Source organism: Nocardioides sp. B129/18, assembly GCF_055282735.1.
This window is the reverse complement of record NZ_JBUZJI010000035.1, coordinates 1-14,873: the sequence shown is the minus strand read 5'-3', so window position 1 is coordinate 14,873 and position 14,873 is coordinate 1. Positions and strand designations below refer to the sequence as shown.

The following is a 14,873-nucleotide window of genomic DNA, read 5'->3' as shown; positions in this document are numbered from 1 at the left end:
GCTCCCGAGGCGGTTCGGAGGGTGATTGACGCGTGTGTGAGGATCGGCCCATGGCGATGACGGCACAGGTGAAGGCGGAGCTGTCGAGCACCCAGGTGACCAAGCCCTGCTGTCGCAAGGCCGAGGTCGCCTCCATGCTCCGCTTCGCCGGCGGGCTGCACATCCAGAGCGGCCGCATCGTCGTCGAGGCCGACCTCGACACCGGCGCCGCCGCCCGTCGTCTGCGCAAGGACATCGCGGAGGTCTACGGCCACGAGTCCCAGGTCGTGATGGTCCAGGGCAACGGCCTGCGCCGCGGCACCCGCTACGTCGTCCGCGTCGTCAAGGACGGCGAGTCGCTCGCGCGTCAGACCGGCCTCCTCGACCAGCGCGGGCGCCCCGTCCGCGGCCTCCCGCCGGCGGTCGTCACCGGCGGCGCGTGCGATGCCGTCGCCGCCTGGCGCGGCGCCTTCCTCGCGCACGGCTCGCTCACCGAGCCCGGCCGGTCCTCCTCGCTGGAGGTCACCTGCCCGGGCCCCGAGGCCGCGCTCGCCCTGGTCGGCGTCGCCCGCCGCCTCGGCATCCAGGCCAAGGCGCGCGAGGTGCGCGGCGTCGACCGCGTCGTCATCCGCGACGGCGACGCCATCGGCCAGCTGCTCACGCGCCTGGGCGCCCACGAGTCGCTGCTGGCGTGGGAGGAGCGCCGGATGCGCCGCGAGGTCCGCGCCACCGCCAACCGCCTGGCCAACTTCGACGACGCCAACCTGCGCCGGTCGGCGCGCGCGGCCGTCGCCGCCGGCGCCCGGGTCGAGCGGGCGATGGAGATCCTCGGCGAGGAGGTCCCCGACCACCTCAAGATGGCCGGCGCCCTGCGCCTGGAGCACAAGCAGGCCAGCCTCGAGGAGCTCGGCCAGCTCCATGACCCCGTGCTCACCAAGGACGCCATCGCCGGGCGCATCCGCCGGCTCCTCGCCATGGCCGACAAGCGGGCCGAGGACCTCGGCATCCCGGACACCGAGGCGTCCCTGACCCCCGACCTGCTCGGCGACGACGCCTAGATCCGGCTTCGCCCCAGCGCCGAGGCCGCGCCGTCGCAGGACGGCTCGTCGGCGTGACCAGGGTTACCCGCACGTACGTCGGGACACCGCCCCGGGCGCACCCGTCCGAGGCGATAGGGTCACCGCGGAAGTGACCCGAGCCCCCGCCGCGGGGAAAGAGCAGGAGCAGCAGTGACCGTTCGTGTAGGCATCAACGGCTTCGGTCGGATCGGCCGCAACTTCTTCCGGGCGGTCGCCGCCTCGGGCGCCGACGTCGAGATCGTGGGCATCAACGACCTCACCGACAACCAGGTGCTCGCGCACCTGCTCAAGTACGACTCCATCCTGGGCCGCCTCGGCTCCGAGGTCGAGGCCACCGACGACGCCATCGTCGTCGACGGCCGCACCATCAAGGTCACCTCCGAGCGCGAGCCCGGCAACCTGGCCTGGGGCGACCTCGGCGTCGACGTCGTCGTCGAGTCCACCGGCTTCTTCACCGACGCGACCAAGGCCAAGGCCCACGTCGACGCCGGTGCGAAGAAGGTCATCATCTCCGCGCCGGCCTCCAACGAGGACATCACCGTCGTCATGGGCGTCAACCACACCCAGTACGACCCGACGGCCCACACCGTCATCTCCAACGCGTCGTGCACCACCAACTGCCTGGGGCCGATGGCCAAGGCGCTCAACAACGCCATCGGCATCAACAAGGGCCTGATGACCACCATCCACGCCTACACCGCCGACCAGAACCTGCAGGACAACATCCATAAGGACCTGCGTCGGGCCCGCGCCGCCGCCCTGAACATCGTCCCCACCTCCACCGGTGCGGCGAAGGCCATCGGCCTGGTGCTCCCCGAGCTCAAGGGCAAGCTCGACGGCTACGCCCTGCGGGTCCCCACCCCGACCGGCTCGCTCACCGACCTTTCCTTCGAGGCCTCGCGCGAGACCTCGGTCGAGGAGGTCAACGAGGCGGTCAAGGCCGCGGCCGACGGCAAGATCCTCAAGTACTCCACCGCGCCGATCGTCTCCACCGACATCGTCACCGACTCCGCGTCGTGCGTCTTCGACGCGCCGCTGACCAAGGTCATCGGCAACCAGGTCAAGGTCGCAGGCTGGTACGACAACGAGTGGGGCTACTCCAACCGCCTCGTCGACCTCATCGGCTACGTCGGCGAGACCCTCTGACCGTGGGGGAGTACGCCGGTCTGGGAGAGGTCCAGGGCAAGCGGGTCCTGGTCCGCTCCGACCTCAACGTGCCGCTCGACGGCGGCCGCATCACCGACGACGGGCGCATCCGCGCCAGCGTCCCCACCATCCGTGCGCTCGCCGAGGCGGGCGCGCGGGTGGTGGTGGTCGCGCACCTCGGTCGCCCGAAGGGCGCGCCCGAGGAGCGCTACTCGCTGGCTCCGGTCGCCTCCCGCCTGGGCGAGCTGCTCGGCCGCGACGTCGCCTTCGCCGGCGACACCGTCGGCGAGTCGGCCCACGAGACGGTCGAGAAGCTGGCCGACGGCGACGTCGCCCTGCTCGAGAACGTCCGCTTCAACGCCGGCGAGACCAGCAAGGACGACGCCGAGCGGGCCGAGTTCGCCCGGCGTCTGGCCGAGCTGGCCGACGCGTTCGTCTCCGACGGCTTCGGCGTCGTGCACCGCAAGCAGGCCAGCGTCTACGACGTCGCCCAGCTGCTGCCGCACGCCATGGGCACCCTCGTGAGCACCGAGATCGACGTCCTGCGTCGCCTCACCGACGAGCCGGCGCGGCCCTATGCCGTCGTGCTCGGCGGCTCCAAGGTCTCCGACAAGCTCGGCGTCATCGACAACCTGCTGGAGAAGGCCGACCGCCTGCTCATCGGCGGCGGCATGGTCTTCACCTTCCTCAAGGCCCAGGGCCACGAGGTCGGCAAGAGCCTCCTCGAGGAGGACCAGCTCGACGTCTGCCGCGAGTACCTGCGGCGCGCGGAGGAGTCGGGCGTGCAGATCCTGCTGCCCGGCGACATCGTCGTCGACACCGAGTTCCCGGCCGGCGAACGCACCCCGCAGCCGCGGGTCGTCCCCGCCTCGGAGATCCCGGCCGACGCGCTGGGCCTCGACATCGGTCCCGCCTCCGCCGCCGACTTCGCCGCCGCGCTCGCGGACGCGCAGACGGTGTTCTGGAACGGCCCGATGGGCGTCTTCGAGGTGCCGCAGTTCTCCGACGGCACCCGGGCCGTCGCGGAGGCGCTCACGCGCACCCGCGACCACGACGGCCTCTCGGTCGTCGGCGGTGGCGACTCCGCCGCCGCGGTCCGCACCCTCGGCTTCGACGAGGCGGCCTTCGGCCACATCTCCACCGGCGGCGGCGCCTCCCTGGAGTACCTGGAGGGCAAGGAGCTCCCGGGCATCACGGTCCTGGAGGGCTGAGCGAGATGAGCACCCGCACCCCGCTGATGGCGGGCAACTGGAAGATGAACCTCAACCACCAGGAGGCCGTGCACCTGGTGCAGAAGCTCGCCTGGACGCTGCAGGACAAGAAGCACGACTTCGGCCTCGCCGAGGTCGTCGTGATCCCGCCGTTCACCGACCTGCGCTCGGTGCAGACCCTCGTCGACGGCGACCGCCTGCCGGTGAAGTACGGCGCCCAGGACGTCTCGGTGCACGAGTCGGGCGCCTACACCGGCGAGATCTCCTCGGGGATGCTCGCCAAGCTCGGCTGCTCCTACGTCGTCGTCGGCCACTCCGAGCGTCGCGAGTACCACGGCGAGGACGACGCGGTCGTCAACGCCAAGGCCCACCGCGCCCTCGGCGACGGCATGACGCCGATCGTGTGCGTCGGCGAGGGCCTCGAGGTCCGCAAGGCCGGCGAGCACGTGTCCTACACCCTGGCGCAGGTCGACGGCTCGCTGGCGGGCTTCACCGCCGAGCAGGTCGCCGGCCTCGTCGTCGCCTACGAGCCCGTCTGGGCGATCGGCACCGGCGAGGTCGCCACGCCCGAGGACGCCCAGGAGGTGTGCGCCGCGATTCGCGAGCGCATCGTCGAGACCCACGGGGCCGAGGCCGCCGCGGGGCTGCGCATCCTCTACGGCGGCTCGGTGAAGGCCGCCAACGTCGCCGGGATCATGGAGAAGCCCGACGTCGACGGTGCGCTGGTGGGCGGCGCGAGCCTGCAGGCCGACGAGTTCGGCGGCATCTGCCGGTTCTACGCCATGCCGACGCTCTGACCGGGCGATCGGTGACATAGGATCCCCGACGTGGAACTGCTCATCACGATCGTCCTGATCGCCGCGAGTCTGCTCATGATCCTCCTCGTGCTGCTGCACAAGGGTCGTGGCGGAGGCCTCTCCGACATGTTCGGCGGCGGTGTGTCCAGCTCGCTGGGCGGCTCGTCGGTGGCCGAGCGCAACCTCGACCGCCTCACGGTCGGCATCGGCATCATCTGGTTCGCCTGCGTGATCGCGATGGGCCTCCTCAAGGCCTACTGAGAGATCGGGCGCCGTCCCCGCGGGGACGGCGCCCGTTCCCTCGCACCCTCCGACGACGGCGTCGGGAACCCCCACAACCCCCGACCCGACCGGCCCCACCGGTCGGGCACAACGCTGAGGAGACCTCACCATGGCTGGTGGAGGCAATGCGATTCGCGGCAGCCGCGTCGGAGCCGGTCCGATGGGTGAGGCCGAGCGCGGCGAGGCCGCGCCCCGGCAGGCCGTGAGCTACTTCTGCTCCAACGAGCACCGCTCGGTCGTCACCTTCTCCGTCGAGGCCCAGGTGCCCGACTCCTGGGACTGCCCCAAGTGCGGCCTCCCCGCGGGTCGTGACTCCGAGAACGCCCCGCCGGCGCCGAAGATCGAGCCCTACAAGACCCACCTGGCCTACGTGAAGGAGCGCCGCTCCGACCAGGAGGCCCAGGAGATCCTCGACGAGGCCCTCTCCCTGCTCCGCTCCCGCCGCAAGTCCGGCGACCTGATCTTCTGACCTGGTCGCGGGCCTGCCGTATGCAGCGGGCCCGCGAGAAGCTTCATCGGCTGACCGATGAAACTGCGCCCGCGTCACTATGCAATGACGTGTATAGTCATGCACATGACCACGCGGATCGCCATCGCCGGCGCCAGCGGCTACGCCGGGGGAGAGCTGCTCCGGCTGCTCCTCGGCCACCCGGACGTCGAGATCGGCGCGTTGACGGGCGCCTCCAACGCCGGGCAGACGCTGGGCGCGCTGCAGCCGCACCTGGTGCCGCTGGCCGATCGCGTGCTCGAGCCGACCACCACCGAGGTCCTCTCCGGTCACGACGTCGTCTTCCTCGCGCTTCCGCACGGTCAGTCCGGCGCGGTGGCCGCCGAGCTGGGCGACGACGTGGTCGTCATCGACTGCGGCGCCGACTTCCGGCTCCAGGACGCCGGCGAGTGGGCGGCCTACTACGGCGGCGAGCACGCCGGCACCTGGCCCTACGGCCTGCCCGAGCTGCCCGGCCAGCGCGATGCGCTCGTCGGCGCACGGCGGATCGCCGTCCCCGGCTGCTATCCGACGGTCTCGACGCTGACCATCGCCCCGGCGGTCGCGGCCGGCCTCGTCGCCCCCGACGTCGTGGTGGTCGCGGCCAGCGGCACCAGCGGGGCAGGCAAGGCCGCCAAGCCCCACCTGCTGGGCAGCGAGGTGATGGGCAACCTCAGCGCCTACGGCGTCACCACCCACCGGCACACCCCGGAGATCGCCCAGAACCTGGCCGGTCTCACCGACCAGCAGGTCGGGGTCAGCTTCACGCCCGTGCTCGCGCCGACGCCGCGCGGGATCCTGGCCACGGTCAGCGCTGCGCTGGTCGACGCCGACCTCACCACCGAGCAGGCCCACGGCGCCTACCGGGCGGCCTACGCCGACGAGCCGTTCGTGCACGTCCTGCCCGCGGGCCAGTGGCCCCAGACCCAGTCGGTGATCGGCTCGAACGCCGTGCACGTGCAGGTCGCGGTCGACACCCGCGCCCGACGACTCATCGCCGTCGGCGTCGTGGACAACCTCGCGAAGGGCACGGCCGGCGGCGCGATCCAGTGCATGAACCTGGCCCTGGGCCTCCCCGAGACCACGGGCCTCAGCGCGGTCGGCCTGGCGCCCTGACGCCGGCCCCGCCCCACCTGACGCAGACTCCGCCACAGACAGGCACTCCCATGACCATCACCCACCCGCAGGGCTTCCGGGCCCACGGCGTCGCCGCCGGACTGAAGTCCACCGGCGCGAAGGACCTCGCCCTCGTCGTCAACGACGGCCCCACCCACGACTCCGCCTCGGTCTTCACCAGCAACCGCTGCAAGGCCAACCCGGTGCTCTGGAGCCAGGAGGTCGTCAAGGACGGCGTCGTGCGCGCGGTCGTCCTCAACTCCGGCGGCGCGAACTGCTACACCGGCGCCGACGGCTTCCAGACCACCCATGCGGTGGCCGAGCGCGTCGCCGAGCGCCTCGGCATCGGCGCGATCGACGTCGTCGTCTGCTCCACCGGGCTCATCGGCCTGGCCAACGATCGCCAGTCGCTCCTCGACGGCGTCGACGCCGTGAGCTCCGGGCTCAGCGACGACGGCGGCACGCAGGCCGCCGAGGCGATCATGACCACCGACTCGGTGAGCAAGCAGGTCGTCGTCGAGGGCGCCGGCTGGTCGATCGGCGGCATGGCCAAGGGCGCGGGGATGCTCGCGCCGCAGCTGGCCACGATGCTGGTGGTCCTCACCACCGACGCCGTGGTGCCGGCCGCGGACCTCGACGTCGCGCTGCGCGCCGCCACCCGGGTCTCCTTCGACCGGCTCGACTCCGACGGCTGCATGTCCACCAACGACACCGTGACGCTGCTGGCCAGCGGCGCGTCGGGCATCACCCCGCCGCTGGAGGACTTCACCGCCGCGCTCACCCAGGCCTGCACCGACCTGGCGATGCAGCTGCTCGCCGACGCCGAGGGCGCCGACCACGAGATCGCCATCACCACCCTGGGCGCGGCCTCGGAGGACGACGCGGTCGCGGTCGGCCGCAGCGTCGCCCGCAGCAACCTCTTCAAGGCCGCGGTCTTCGGCAAGGACCCCAACTGGGGGCGCGTGCTGGCCTCCATCGGCACCACCGACGCCGTCTTCGACCCCGCCGACCTCGACGTCGCCATCAACGGCGTCTGGGTCTGCCGGGCCTCCACCCCGCACGAGGACCCCGCCCGCGTCGACCTGACGCCGCGCGAGGTCACCGTCACGATCGACCTCAAGTCCGGGGACGCGCGGGCCACCGTGTGGACCAACGACCTCACCCACGCCTACGTCCACGAGAACAGCGCCTACAGCTCATGATCTTCAGCGAACTCCAGCCCGCCGACCCCGCCAAGGCCCACGTCCTCGCGGGCGCGCTGCCGTGGCTCAAGCGCTACCACGGCAAGGTCGTGGTGGTGAAGTACGGCGGCAACGCCATGACCGACGAGTCCCTCAAGCGCGCCTTCGCCGAGGACATCGCCTTCCTGCGCTTCGCGGGCTTCAAGCCCGTCGTGGTCCACGGCGGCGGTCCGCAGATCTCCCAGATGCTCGACAAGCTCGGCATCGAGTCGGAGTTCCGCGGCGGCCTGCGGGTCACCACGCCCGAGGCCATGGACGTCGTCCGGATGGTGCTGGTCGGCCAGGTGCAGCGCGAGCTGGTCGGGCTCATCAACGAGCACGGTCCACTGGCCGTCGGCCTCTCCGGCGAGGACGCCGGGCTGTTCACCGCCGAGCCCACCAACACCGTGGTCGACGGCGAGGAGGTCGACCTCGGACTGGTCGGCGAGGTCAAGCAGGTGCGGCCCGAGGCCGTCCAGGACCTCATCGAGGCCGGCCGCATCCCGGTCGTCTCCAGCGTCGCTCCTGACGAGCGCGGCCTGGTGCACAACGTCAACGCCGACACCGCCGCGTCCGCCCTGGCGGTGGCGCTGGGCGCCGAGAAGCTCCTCGTCCTCACCGACGTCGAGGGGCTCTACCGCGACTTCCCCCACAGCGACGACGTCATCTACGAGATCAGCCCGCAGGCGCTCGCCGAGCTCATCCCGACGCTGGCCGCCGGCATGGTGCCGAAGATGACCGCGTGCCTGCAGGCGGTGCAGAGTGGCGTCCCGCGCGCCACCGTGGTCGACGGTCGCGAGCCGCACGCGGTGCTCCTCGAGCTCTTCACCGACGAGGGAGTCGGCACCCAGGTGCTCCCCGGCGTCCAGACCAAGATCCGCACCGCGCGGTCGAAGGCGGTGGCCAAGTGACCAGCCGGCCCACCTACGGCGAGCGGTACTCCGCCTCGCTCATGAACACCTTCGGCCCCCCGCGTCTCGCGCTGGTCCGGGGCGAGGGCGCCCGGGTCTGGGACGCCGACGGCAAGGCCTACCTCGATCTCCTCGGCGGCATCGCGGTCAACTCCCTCGGCCACGGCCACCCCGCGCTGACGAAGGCCGTCGCGGAGCAGGTCGCCAGCCTGGTCCACGTCTCGAACCTCTTCACCACGCCCCAGCAGGTCGAGCTCGCCGAGACCCTGCTGCGTCATCTCGACGCCCCGGGCCGGGTCTTCCTCGCCAACTCCGGCGCCGAGGCCAACGAGGGCGCCTTCAAGCTCACCCGCCGCACCGGCCGCACGCACGTCGTCGCGGCCGAGGGCGCCTTCCACGGTCGGACGATGGGCGCTCTCGCGCTCACCTCCAAGCAGGCCTACCGGGCGCCCTTCGAGCCGCTGCCGGGCGAGGTCACCTTCGTGCCCTTCGGCGACGCCGACGCGCTGGCGGCCGCCGTCACCGAGCACACGGCGGCCGTCGTCCTCGAGCCCATCCAGGGCGAGGCCGGCGTCGTCGTGGCGCCGCCGGGCTACCTCGCCGCGGCCCGCAGGATCACCGAGGAGCGCGGCGCGCTGCTGTGGTTCGACGAGGTCCAGAGCGGCACCGGACGCACCGGCGCCTGGTTCGCCCACCAGCACCCCGCGATCGCCGAGGGCGTCGTCCCCGACGTCGTCACCCTGGCCAAGAGCCTCGGCGGCGGCGTGCCGATCGGGGCGGTCATCGGCATCGGCCGCGCGGCCGAGCTGTTCGAGCCCGGCAACCACGGCACCACCTTCGGCGGCAACCCGCTCGCGTGCGCCGCGGCCCTCGCCGTCCTGCGGACGATCGAGGAGGACGGCCTCCTGGCGCGCATCGACGAGCTGGGGGAGCGCATCCGCGCCGGTCTGGCCGCCGACGCACGCGTCACCGAGGTCCGCGGGCACGGCCTGCTGATCGGCCTCGACCTCGTCAGCGAGACCGCCGCGAAGGTCGTCGACGCCGCTCAGGCGGCCGGCTTCATCGTCAACGCGCCCACGCCCAGCCGCATCCGCCTGGCGCCGCCGTACGTCCTCACCGACGACGACGTCGCCGAGCTGCTCGCGGCCTGGCCGGGCATCCTCGACGCGGCGGGGGTGTGAGCATGCCCCGTCATCTCCTCGCCGACGACGACCTCAGCCCCGCCGAGCAGGCGCACCTGCTCGACCTCGCGGCCGAGCTGAAGTCCGCGCCGTACTCCCAGCAGCCGCTGGCCGGCCCGGCGTCGGTCGCGCTGATCTTCGACAAGCCGACGCTGCGCACCCAGGTCAGCTTCGGCGTCGGCGTCGCCGACCTCGGCGGTCACCCGCTGCTCATCGACGGCGCCCTCGCCGGCATCGGCGTCCGCGAGTCGGTCTCCGACGTCGCGCACGTCCTCGGCCGCCAGGTCGCGGCGGTGGTGTGGCGCACCTACGCCCAGGAGCGGCTCGAGCAGATGGCCGAGCACGCGGGCGTCCCGGTGGTCAACGCGCTCACCGACGACTACCACCCGTGCCAGCTGCTCGCCGACCTGCTCACGGTCCGCGAGCACAGGGGCACCCTGGCCGGGCTCACGGTCGCCTTCCTCGGCGACGCCGCCTGCAACATGGGCAACTCCTGGCTGCTGGCCGGCACCACCGCCGGGATGCACGTGCGGCTGAGCGGGCCGGACGGCTACGTCCCCGACGCCGCGATGTTCGCCCGCGCCGACGCCATCGGCGCGACGACGGGTGGCTCGGCCACGATCGTCGCGGACCCGGTCGCGGCGGTCGCCGGCGCCGACGTCGTCGTCACCGACACCTGGATCTCGATGGGCAAGGAGGACGAGGCCGCCGAGCGCGAGGCCGTCTTCGGGCCCTGGTCGCTCACGGCCGAGCTGCTCGCCCACGCCGCCGACGACGCCATCGTGCTGCACTGCCTGCCCGCCTACCGCGGCAAGGAGATCGCGGCCGAGGTGCTCGACGGACCGCGCAGCGTCGTCTGGGACGAGGCCGAGAACCGCCTCCACGTGCAGAAGGCCGTGCTCGCCTGGCTGCTCGACGAGCGGCAGCGGGGAGCCTGAGATGTCGGAGTTCGCACTGCGCCCCACCACCAAGCAGGCCCGCCACCAGCTCATCGTCGAGCTCGTGGGCCAGCATGAGGTGCACAGCCAGGGCGAGCTCGCGGTCCTGCTCGCCGAGAGCGGGGTGCGGGTCACCCAGGCGACCCTCTCCCGCGACCTCGTCGAGCTCGACGCCGTCAAGGTGCGCGCGGCCTCGGGCGCCCTCGTGTACGCCGTGCCGGGCGAGGGCGGCGATCGTCGTCCGGCCGTCCCGGTCGACTCCGCGGCGGCCCGCGGACGGCTGGCCCGCCTGCTGGGCGAGCTGCTGGTCTCCGCGGAGGCCAGCGCCAACCTCGTCGTCCTGCGCACGCCGCCGGGTGCCGCGCAGTTCCTCGCCTCGGCCCTCGACAAGGCCGACCTCGCCGAGGTGCTCGGCACCATCGCCGGCGACGACACCGTCCTCCTCATCGGTCGCGACGCCGCCGGCGGCGACGACCTCGCCCGGCGGCTCACCGAGCTCGCCGACCACCACGAACCCCCACCCGACGTCGCGACGCCGGTCTGACCGGCGTCCCCCGAACCCACCGGCCCCCGGGCCACGACTCGAAGTTAGGAACATCCGTGAGCAAGGTCCTCACCACGCTGCCCCAGGGCGAGCGCGTCGGCATCGCGTTCTCCGGCGGACTCGACACCTCCGTCGCCGTCGCCTGGATGCGCGACAAGGGCGCCGTCCCGTGCACCTACACCGCCGACATCGGCCAGTACGACGAGCCGGACATCTCCGGCGTCCCGGCGCGCGCGCTGCAGTACGGCGCCGAGATCGCCCGCGCGGTCGACTGCCGCCGTCAGCTGGTCGAGGAGGGCCTGTCGGCCATCGCGTGCGGCGCCTTCCACATCCGCTCCGGCGGCCGCGCCTACTTCAACACGACGCCGCTGGGCCGTGCCGTCACCGGGACGATGCTGGTGCGCGCCATGCACGAGGACGGCGTCGACATCTGGGGCGACGGCTCGACCTTCAAGGGCAACGACATCGAGCGGTTCTACCGCTACGGCCTGCTCGCCAACCCCGACCTGCGCATCTACAAGCCCTGGCTCGACCCCGACTTCGTCAGCGAGCTGGGCGGCCGCGCCGAGATGAGCCAGTGGCTCGTCGAGCACGACCTGCCCTACCGCGACTCCCAGGAGAAGGCCTACTCCACCGACGCCAACATCTGGGGCGCCACGCACGAGGCCAAGACCCTCGAGCACCTCGACGTCTCCCTCGAGACCGTCGAGCCGATCATGGGCGTGCGGTTCTGGGACCCGGCCGTGCAGATCGACGCCGAGGACGTCCGCATCCGCTTCGAGGCCGGACGCCCGGTCGCCATCAACGGTCAGCGCTTCCCCGACCCCGTCGCCCTCGTCATGGAGGCCAACGCCGTCGGCGGGCGTCACGGCCTGGGCATGTCCGACCAGATCGAGAACCGCATCATCGAGGCCAAGTCGCGCGGCATCTACGAGGCGCCGGGCATGGCGCTGCTCTGGATCGCCTATGAGCGGCTCCTCAACGCCATCCACAACGAGGACACCGTCGCGCAGTACCACAACGAGGGCCGCAAGCTCGGCCGGCTGCTCTACGAGGGCCGCTGGCTCGACCCGCAGGCGCTGATGATCCGCGAGGGCCTGCTGCGCTGGGTGGCCTCGCTGGTCAGCGGCGAGGTGACGCTGCGCCTGCGCCGCGGCGAGGACTACACGGTCCTCTCGACGCTGGGCGAGGGCTTCTCCTACCACCCCGACAAGCTCTCGATGGAGCGCACCGAGAACGCCGCATTCGGTCCGCTGGACCGCATCGGCCAGCTCACCATGCGCAACCTCGACATCGCCGACTCGCGCGCCAAGCTCGAGGCCTACGCCGGTCAGCCGCTCGACCAGGGCCAGATCCTGGTCGAGAACGGCACCCTGTTCGGCGAGATCGAGCCGGGCGGCGCCAACCGGATCGCGGAGAACACCCAGCTCGGCGACGGCACCGGCGACGAGGCGCTCGACGCCGCCGCCATGGAGTTCGGCACCGACTGATGGACGAGGCACTGGAGACCACGAACACCGGCAAGCTCTGGGGCGGCCGGTTCGCGGGCGGCCCGAGCCCGGAGCTCGACGCGCTCTCGCGCTCGACGCACTTCGACTGGCGTCTGACGCCCTACGACCTCGCGGGGTCGAGGGCGCACGCGGCCGCGCTGCACCGGGCCGGGCTGCTCACCGACGACGACCACGCCGAGCTCGTCCGCGGGCTCGACGTGCTGGGGGAGCGGTTCGCCTCCGGCGCGCTGTGTCCGGACCCGACCGACGAGGACGTCCACGGGGCTCTCGAGCGCCTGCTCCTCGAGGAGGTCGGCCCCGAGGTGGGCGGTCGACTGCGCGCCGGGCGCAGCCGCAACGACCAGATCGCGACGCTGTTCAAGGTCTTCCTGCGCGACCACGCCCGCGTCATCGCTGGCCATGTGCTCGACCTCGTCGACGTCCTCGCCGGCCAGGCCCGCGAGCACCTCGGTGATGCGACGACGCCGCCCACGGTGATGCCGGGGCGCACGCACCTCCAGCACGCGCAGCCGGTGTTGCTCGCCCACCATCTGCTGGCGCACGCGTGGCCGCTGCTGCGCGACGTCGACCGCCTCGCCGACTGGGACGCCCGCGTCGGCGCCGACTCGCCCTACGGCTCCGGGGCGCTGGCCGGGCAGAGCCTGGGCCTGGACCCGACGCTGGTGGCCGCCGACCTCGGCTTCAGCGGGTCGACCGCCAACTCCATCGACGGCACCGCCGCGCGCGACTTCGTCGCCGAGTTCGCCTTCGTGACCGCCCAGATCGGCGTGGACGTCAGCCGGCTGGCCGAGGAGGTCATCCTCTGGGCGACCCGGGAGTTCCGCTTCGTCACCCTCCACGACTCCTGGTCGACGGGGTCGAGCATCATGCCGCAGAAGAAGAACCCCGACATCGCCGAGCTCGCGCGCGGCAAGGCGGGGCGCCTGATCGGCAACCTGTCGGGACTGCTCGCCACGCTCAAGGCGCTCCCGCTGGCGTACAACCGCGACCTCCAGGAGGACAAGGAGCCGGTGTTCGACTCCGTCGACACCCTCGAGGTCCTGCTGCCGGCCTTCACCGGCATGACGGCCACGCTCGTGTTCGATCGCGAGCGGCTCGCCGAGCTCGCGCCGCAGGGGTTCTCGCTGGCCACCGACATCGCCGAGTGGCTGGTGCGCGAGAACGTCCCGTTCCGGATCGCCCACGAGCTCGCCGGCGCGTGCGTGCGGCGATGCGAGGAGCTCGGCATCGAGCTCGACGCCCTCACCGACGCCCAGTTCGCCGAGATCGACCCGCGCCTGACGCCGGGGGTTCGCGAGGTCCTCACCGCCGCCGGGTCGGTCGCGTCGCGCTCGGGTCGGGGCGGCACGGCGCCCGACCGTGTCCGGGAGCAGCTCGGTGAGCTCGACGAGAGGGTCGCGCGCGAGCGTGCCCGACTCTCCTGACCTCCGCACCGCGCTCAGCGGTCCGGCGCCCGAGGTGGCGCCGCGACTGCTGGGCGCGGTGCTGTCGTGTGGGGGAGTGTCGCTGCGGATCACCGAGGTCGAGGCCTACGGGGGAGCCGACGACCCTGGCTCGCACGCCTTCCGCGGTCGCACCGCTCGGAACGCGAGCATGTTCGGCCCCGCAGGGCGGCTGTACTGCTACTTCACCTACGGCATGCACGTGTGCGCGAACGTGGTGGCGGGTCCCGAGGGAGAGGGCACCGGGGTGCTGATCCGCGCTGGCGAGATCATCGGCGGTCTCGACGTCGCCCGATCTCGTCGTCCGGGGGCAGCGGACCGCGACCTCGCCCGCGGGCCGGCGCGCCTCACGCGGGCCCTGGGCATCGACCTCGATGACGACGGGACCGACCTCGCCGACGGTCGGATCCGGCTGACGCTGGGCGATCGTCTGCGCTCCGAGGCCCTCAGCACCGGTCCCCGCGTCGGACTCCGAGCAGCGGCGCAGACGCCCTGGCGCTTCTGGATCACCGGCGACCGGACGGTCTCGCCGTACCGCCCGGCTGCGCCCTTGCGTCGCCGAAGCTGACCGGCAGCGCTCTGACCTGCGCAAACACATCTCGACCACACCCGATTTGGTGCCCACGCAACCCCCGTGTAACTTTCTCTTCGTCGCCGAGAGCGGCCCGCGAGACAGGGGCGGAGAAGCCCCGGTGAACCGCGAGTCGTCATGTGCGGCACCGCAGCAGGAAGGCGGCCAACGTCAAGTTGACTCGCCGGAGAGCAGCGGGTAAGTTTCTGCAGGTTGCCCCGGCAGCGGCCCGAGAGGGAGCGCGGCGGAGAGCGTCTGATGTTTGAGAACTCAACAGTGTGTTGGATAGTCGACGAATTAGTTTGAATGCCCTGTCGATCATCTCTTTGAGGATGGTTGATGGTTTCGACAATGATTCTGGCGATCGTAAGATCTATGTCAGGTTTGTTTGTCAGGCAGCTCTTTTTCCATGGCTGTGCCTCTTTGGGGGTGTGGTTGTGGTGTTGTTTTTCAACGGA

15 protein-coding genes are annotated in these 14,873 nt (G+C 72.1%); all 15 read left to right on the top strand.

Annotated elements, in window-relative coordinates:
- Positions 1-50 precede the first annotated feature (50 nt).
- The 15 genes from whiA (at position 51) to ACZDWJ_RS18170 (ending at position 14,412) form a co-directional block, all read left to right on the top strand.
- Positions 51-1,037, top strand: a complete 987-nt coding sequence (gene whiA, locus ACZDWJ_RS18240) for a DNA-binding protein WhiA (RefSeq protein WP_463523348.1) — start codon at positions 51-53, stop codon at positions 1,035-1,037.
- Between the two features lie 171 nt (positions 1,038-1,208).
- Positions 1,209-2,204 (top strand): type I glyceraldehyde-3-phosphate dehydrogenase, encoded by a 996-nt coding sequence (gene gap / locus ACZDWJ_RS18235; protein ID WP_463523346.1) that lies wholly within the window; start codon positions 1,209-1,211, stop codon positions 2,202-2,204.
- A gap of 2 nt (positions 2,205-2,206) precedes the next feature.
- Complete coding sequence (locus tag ACZDWJ_RS18230; RefSeq protein ID WP_463523344.1) at positions 2,207-3,415, top strand: phosphoglycerate kinase; 1,209 nt, start codon at positions 2,207-2,209, stop codon at positions 3,413-3,415.
- 5 nt (positions 3,416-3,420) lie between these two features.
- Entirely contained in the window at positions 3,421-4,212 is a 792-nt protein-coding gene (gene tpiA, locus ACZDWJ_RS18225) for a triose-phosphate isomerase (RefSeq protein WP_463523342.1), read from the top strand.
- Positions 4,213-4,242: 30 nt separating this feature from the next.
- Positions 4,243-4,473, top strand: a complete 231-nt coding sequence (gene secG, locus ACZDWJ_RS18220; protein ID WP_463523340.1) for a preprotein translocase subunit SecG — start codon at positions 4,243-4,245, stop codon at positions 4,471-4,473.
- 130 nt (positions 4,474-4,603) lie between these two features.
- Positions 4,604-4,963 carry an RNA polymerase-binding protein RbpA gene (locus ACZDWJ_RS18215; RefSeq protein ID WP_463523338.1) on the top strand — a complete coding sequence of 120 codons (360 nt, stop codon included), beginning with the start codon at positions 4,604-4,606 and terminating at the stop codon, positions 4,961-4,963.
- A gap of 105 nt (positions 4,964-5,068) precedes the next feature.
- The gene (gene argC / locus ACZDWJ_RS18210) at positions 5,069-6,097 is read left to right on the top strand and encodes an N-acetyl-gamma-glutamyl-phosphate reductase (RefSeq protein ID WP_463523336.1); all 1,029 of its coding nucleotides are present in this window, start codon (positions 5,069-5,071) and stop codon (positions 6,095-6,097) included.
- A gap of 50 nt (positions 6,098-6,147) precedes the next feature.
- Positions 6,148-7,299 carry a bifunctional glutamate N-acetyltransferase/amino-acid acetyltransferase ArgJ gene (argJ, locus tag ACZDWJ_RS18205; protein ID WP_463523334.1) on the top strand — a complete coding sequence of 384 codons (1,152 nt, stop codon included), beginning with the start codon at positions 6,148-6,150 and terminating at the stop codon, positions 7,297-7,299.
- Positions 7,296-8,228 carry an acetylglutamate kinase gene (gene argB, locus ACZDWJ_RS18200; protein WP_463523332.1) on the top strand — a complete coding sequence of 311 codons (933 nt, stop codon included), beginning with the start codon at positions 7,296-7,298 and terminating at the stop codon, positions 8,226-8,228. Before argJ ends, argB begins: the two co-directional genes overlap by 4 nt.
- Positions 8,225-9,409 (top strand): acetylornithine transaminase, encoded by a 1,185-nt coding sequence (locus tag ACZDWJ_RS18195; RefSeq protein WP_463523330.1) that lies wholly within the window; start codon positions 8,225-8,227, stop codon positions 9,407-9,409. The genes argB and ACZDWJ_RS18195 overlap by 4 nt, the downstream gene beginning before the upstream one ends.
- Positions 9,410-9,411: 2 nt before the next feature.
- Positions 9,412-10,347 carry an ornithine carbamoyltransferase gene (gene argF, locus ACZDWJ_RS18190; RefSeq protein ID WP_463523328.1) on the top strand — a complete coding sequence of 312 codons (936 nt, stop codon included), beginning with the start codon at positions 9,412-9,414 and terminating at the stop codon, positions 10,345-10,347.
- A 1-nt stretch (position 10,348) separates the two neighbouring features.
- On the top strand, positions 10,349-10,891 hold the full coding sequence (locus tag ACZDWJ_RS18185; protein WP_463523326.1) for an arginine repressor: 543 nt from the start codon (positions 10,349-10,351) through the stop codon (positions 10,889-10,891).
- Positions 10,892-10,947: 56 nt separating this feature from the next.
- On the top strand, positions 10,948-12,381 hold the full coding sequence (argG, locus tag ACZDWJ_RS18180; protein ID WP_463523324.1) for an argininosuccinate synthase: 1,434 nt from the start codon (positions 10,948-10,950) through the stop codon (positions 12,379-12,381).
- The gene (gene argH, locus ACZDWJ_RS18175; RefSeq protein WP_463523322.1) at positions 12,381-13,826 is read left to right on the top strand and encodes an argininosuccinate lyase; all 1,446 of its coding nucleotides are present in this window, start codon (positions 12,381-12,383) and stop codon (positions 13,824-13,826) included. The genes argG and argH overlap by 1 nt, the downstream gene beginning before the upstream one ends.
- The gene (locus ACZDWJ_RS18170; RefSeq protein ID WP_463523320.1) at positions 13,810-14,412 is read left to right on the top strand and encodes a DNA-3-methyladenine glycosylase; all 603 of its coding nucleotides are present in this window, start codon (positions 13,810-13,812) and stop codon (positions 14,410-14,412) included. The genes argH and ACZDWJ_RS18170 overlap by 17 nt, the downstream gene beginning before the upstream one ends.
- Positions 14,413-14,873 lie beyond the last annotated feature (461 nt).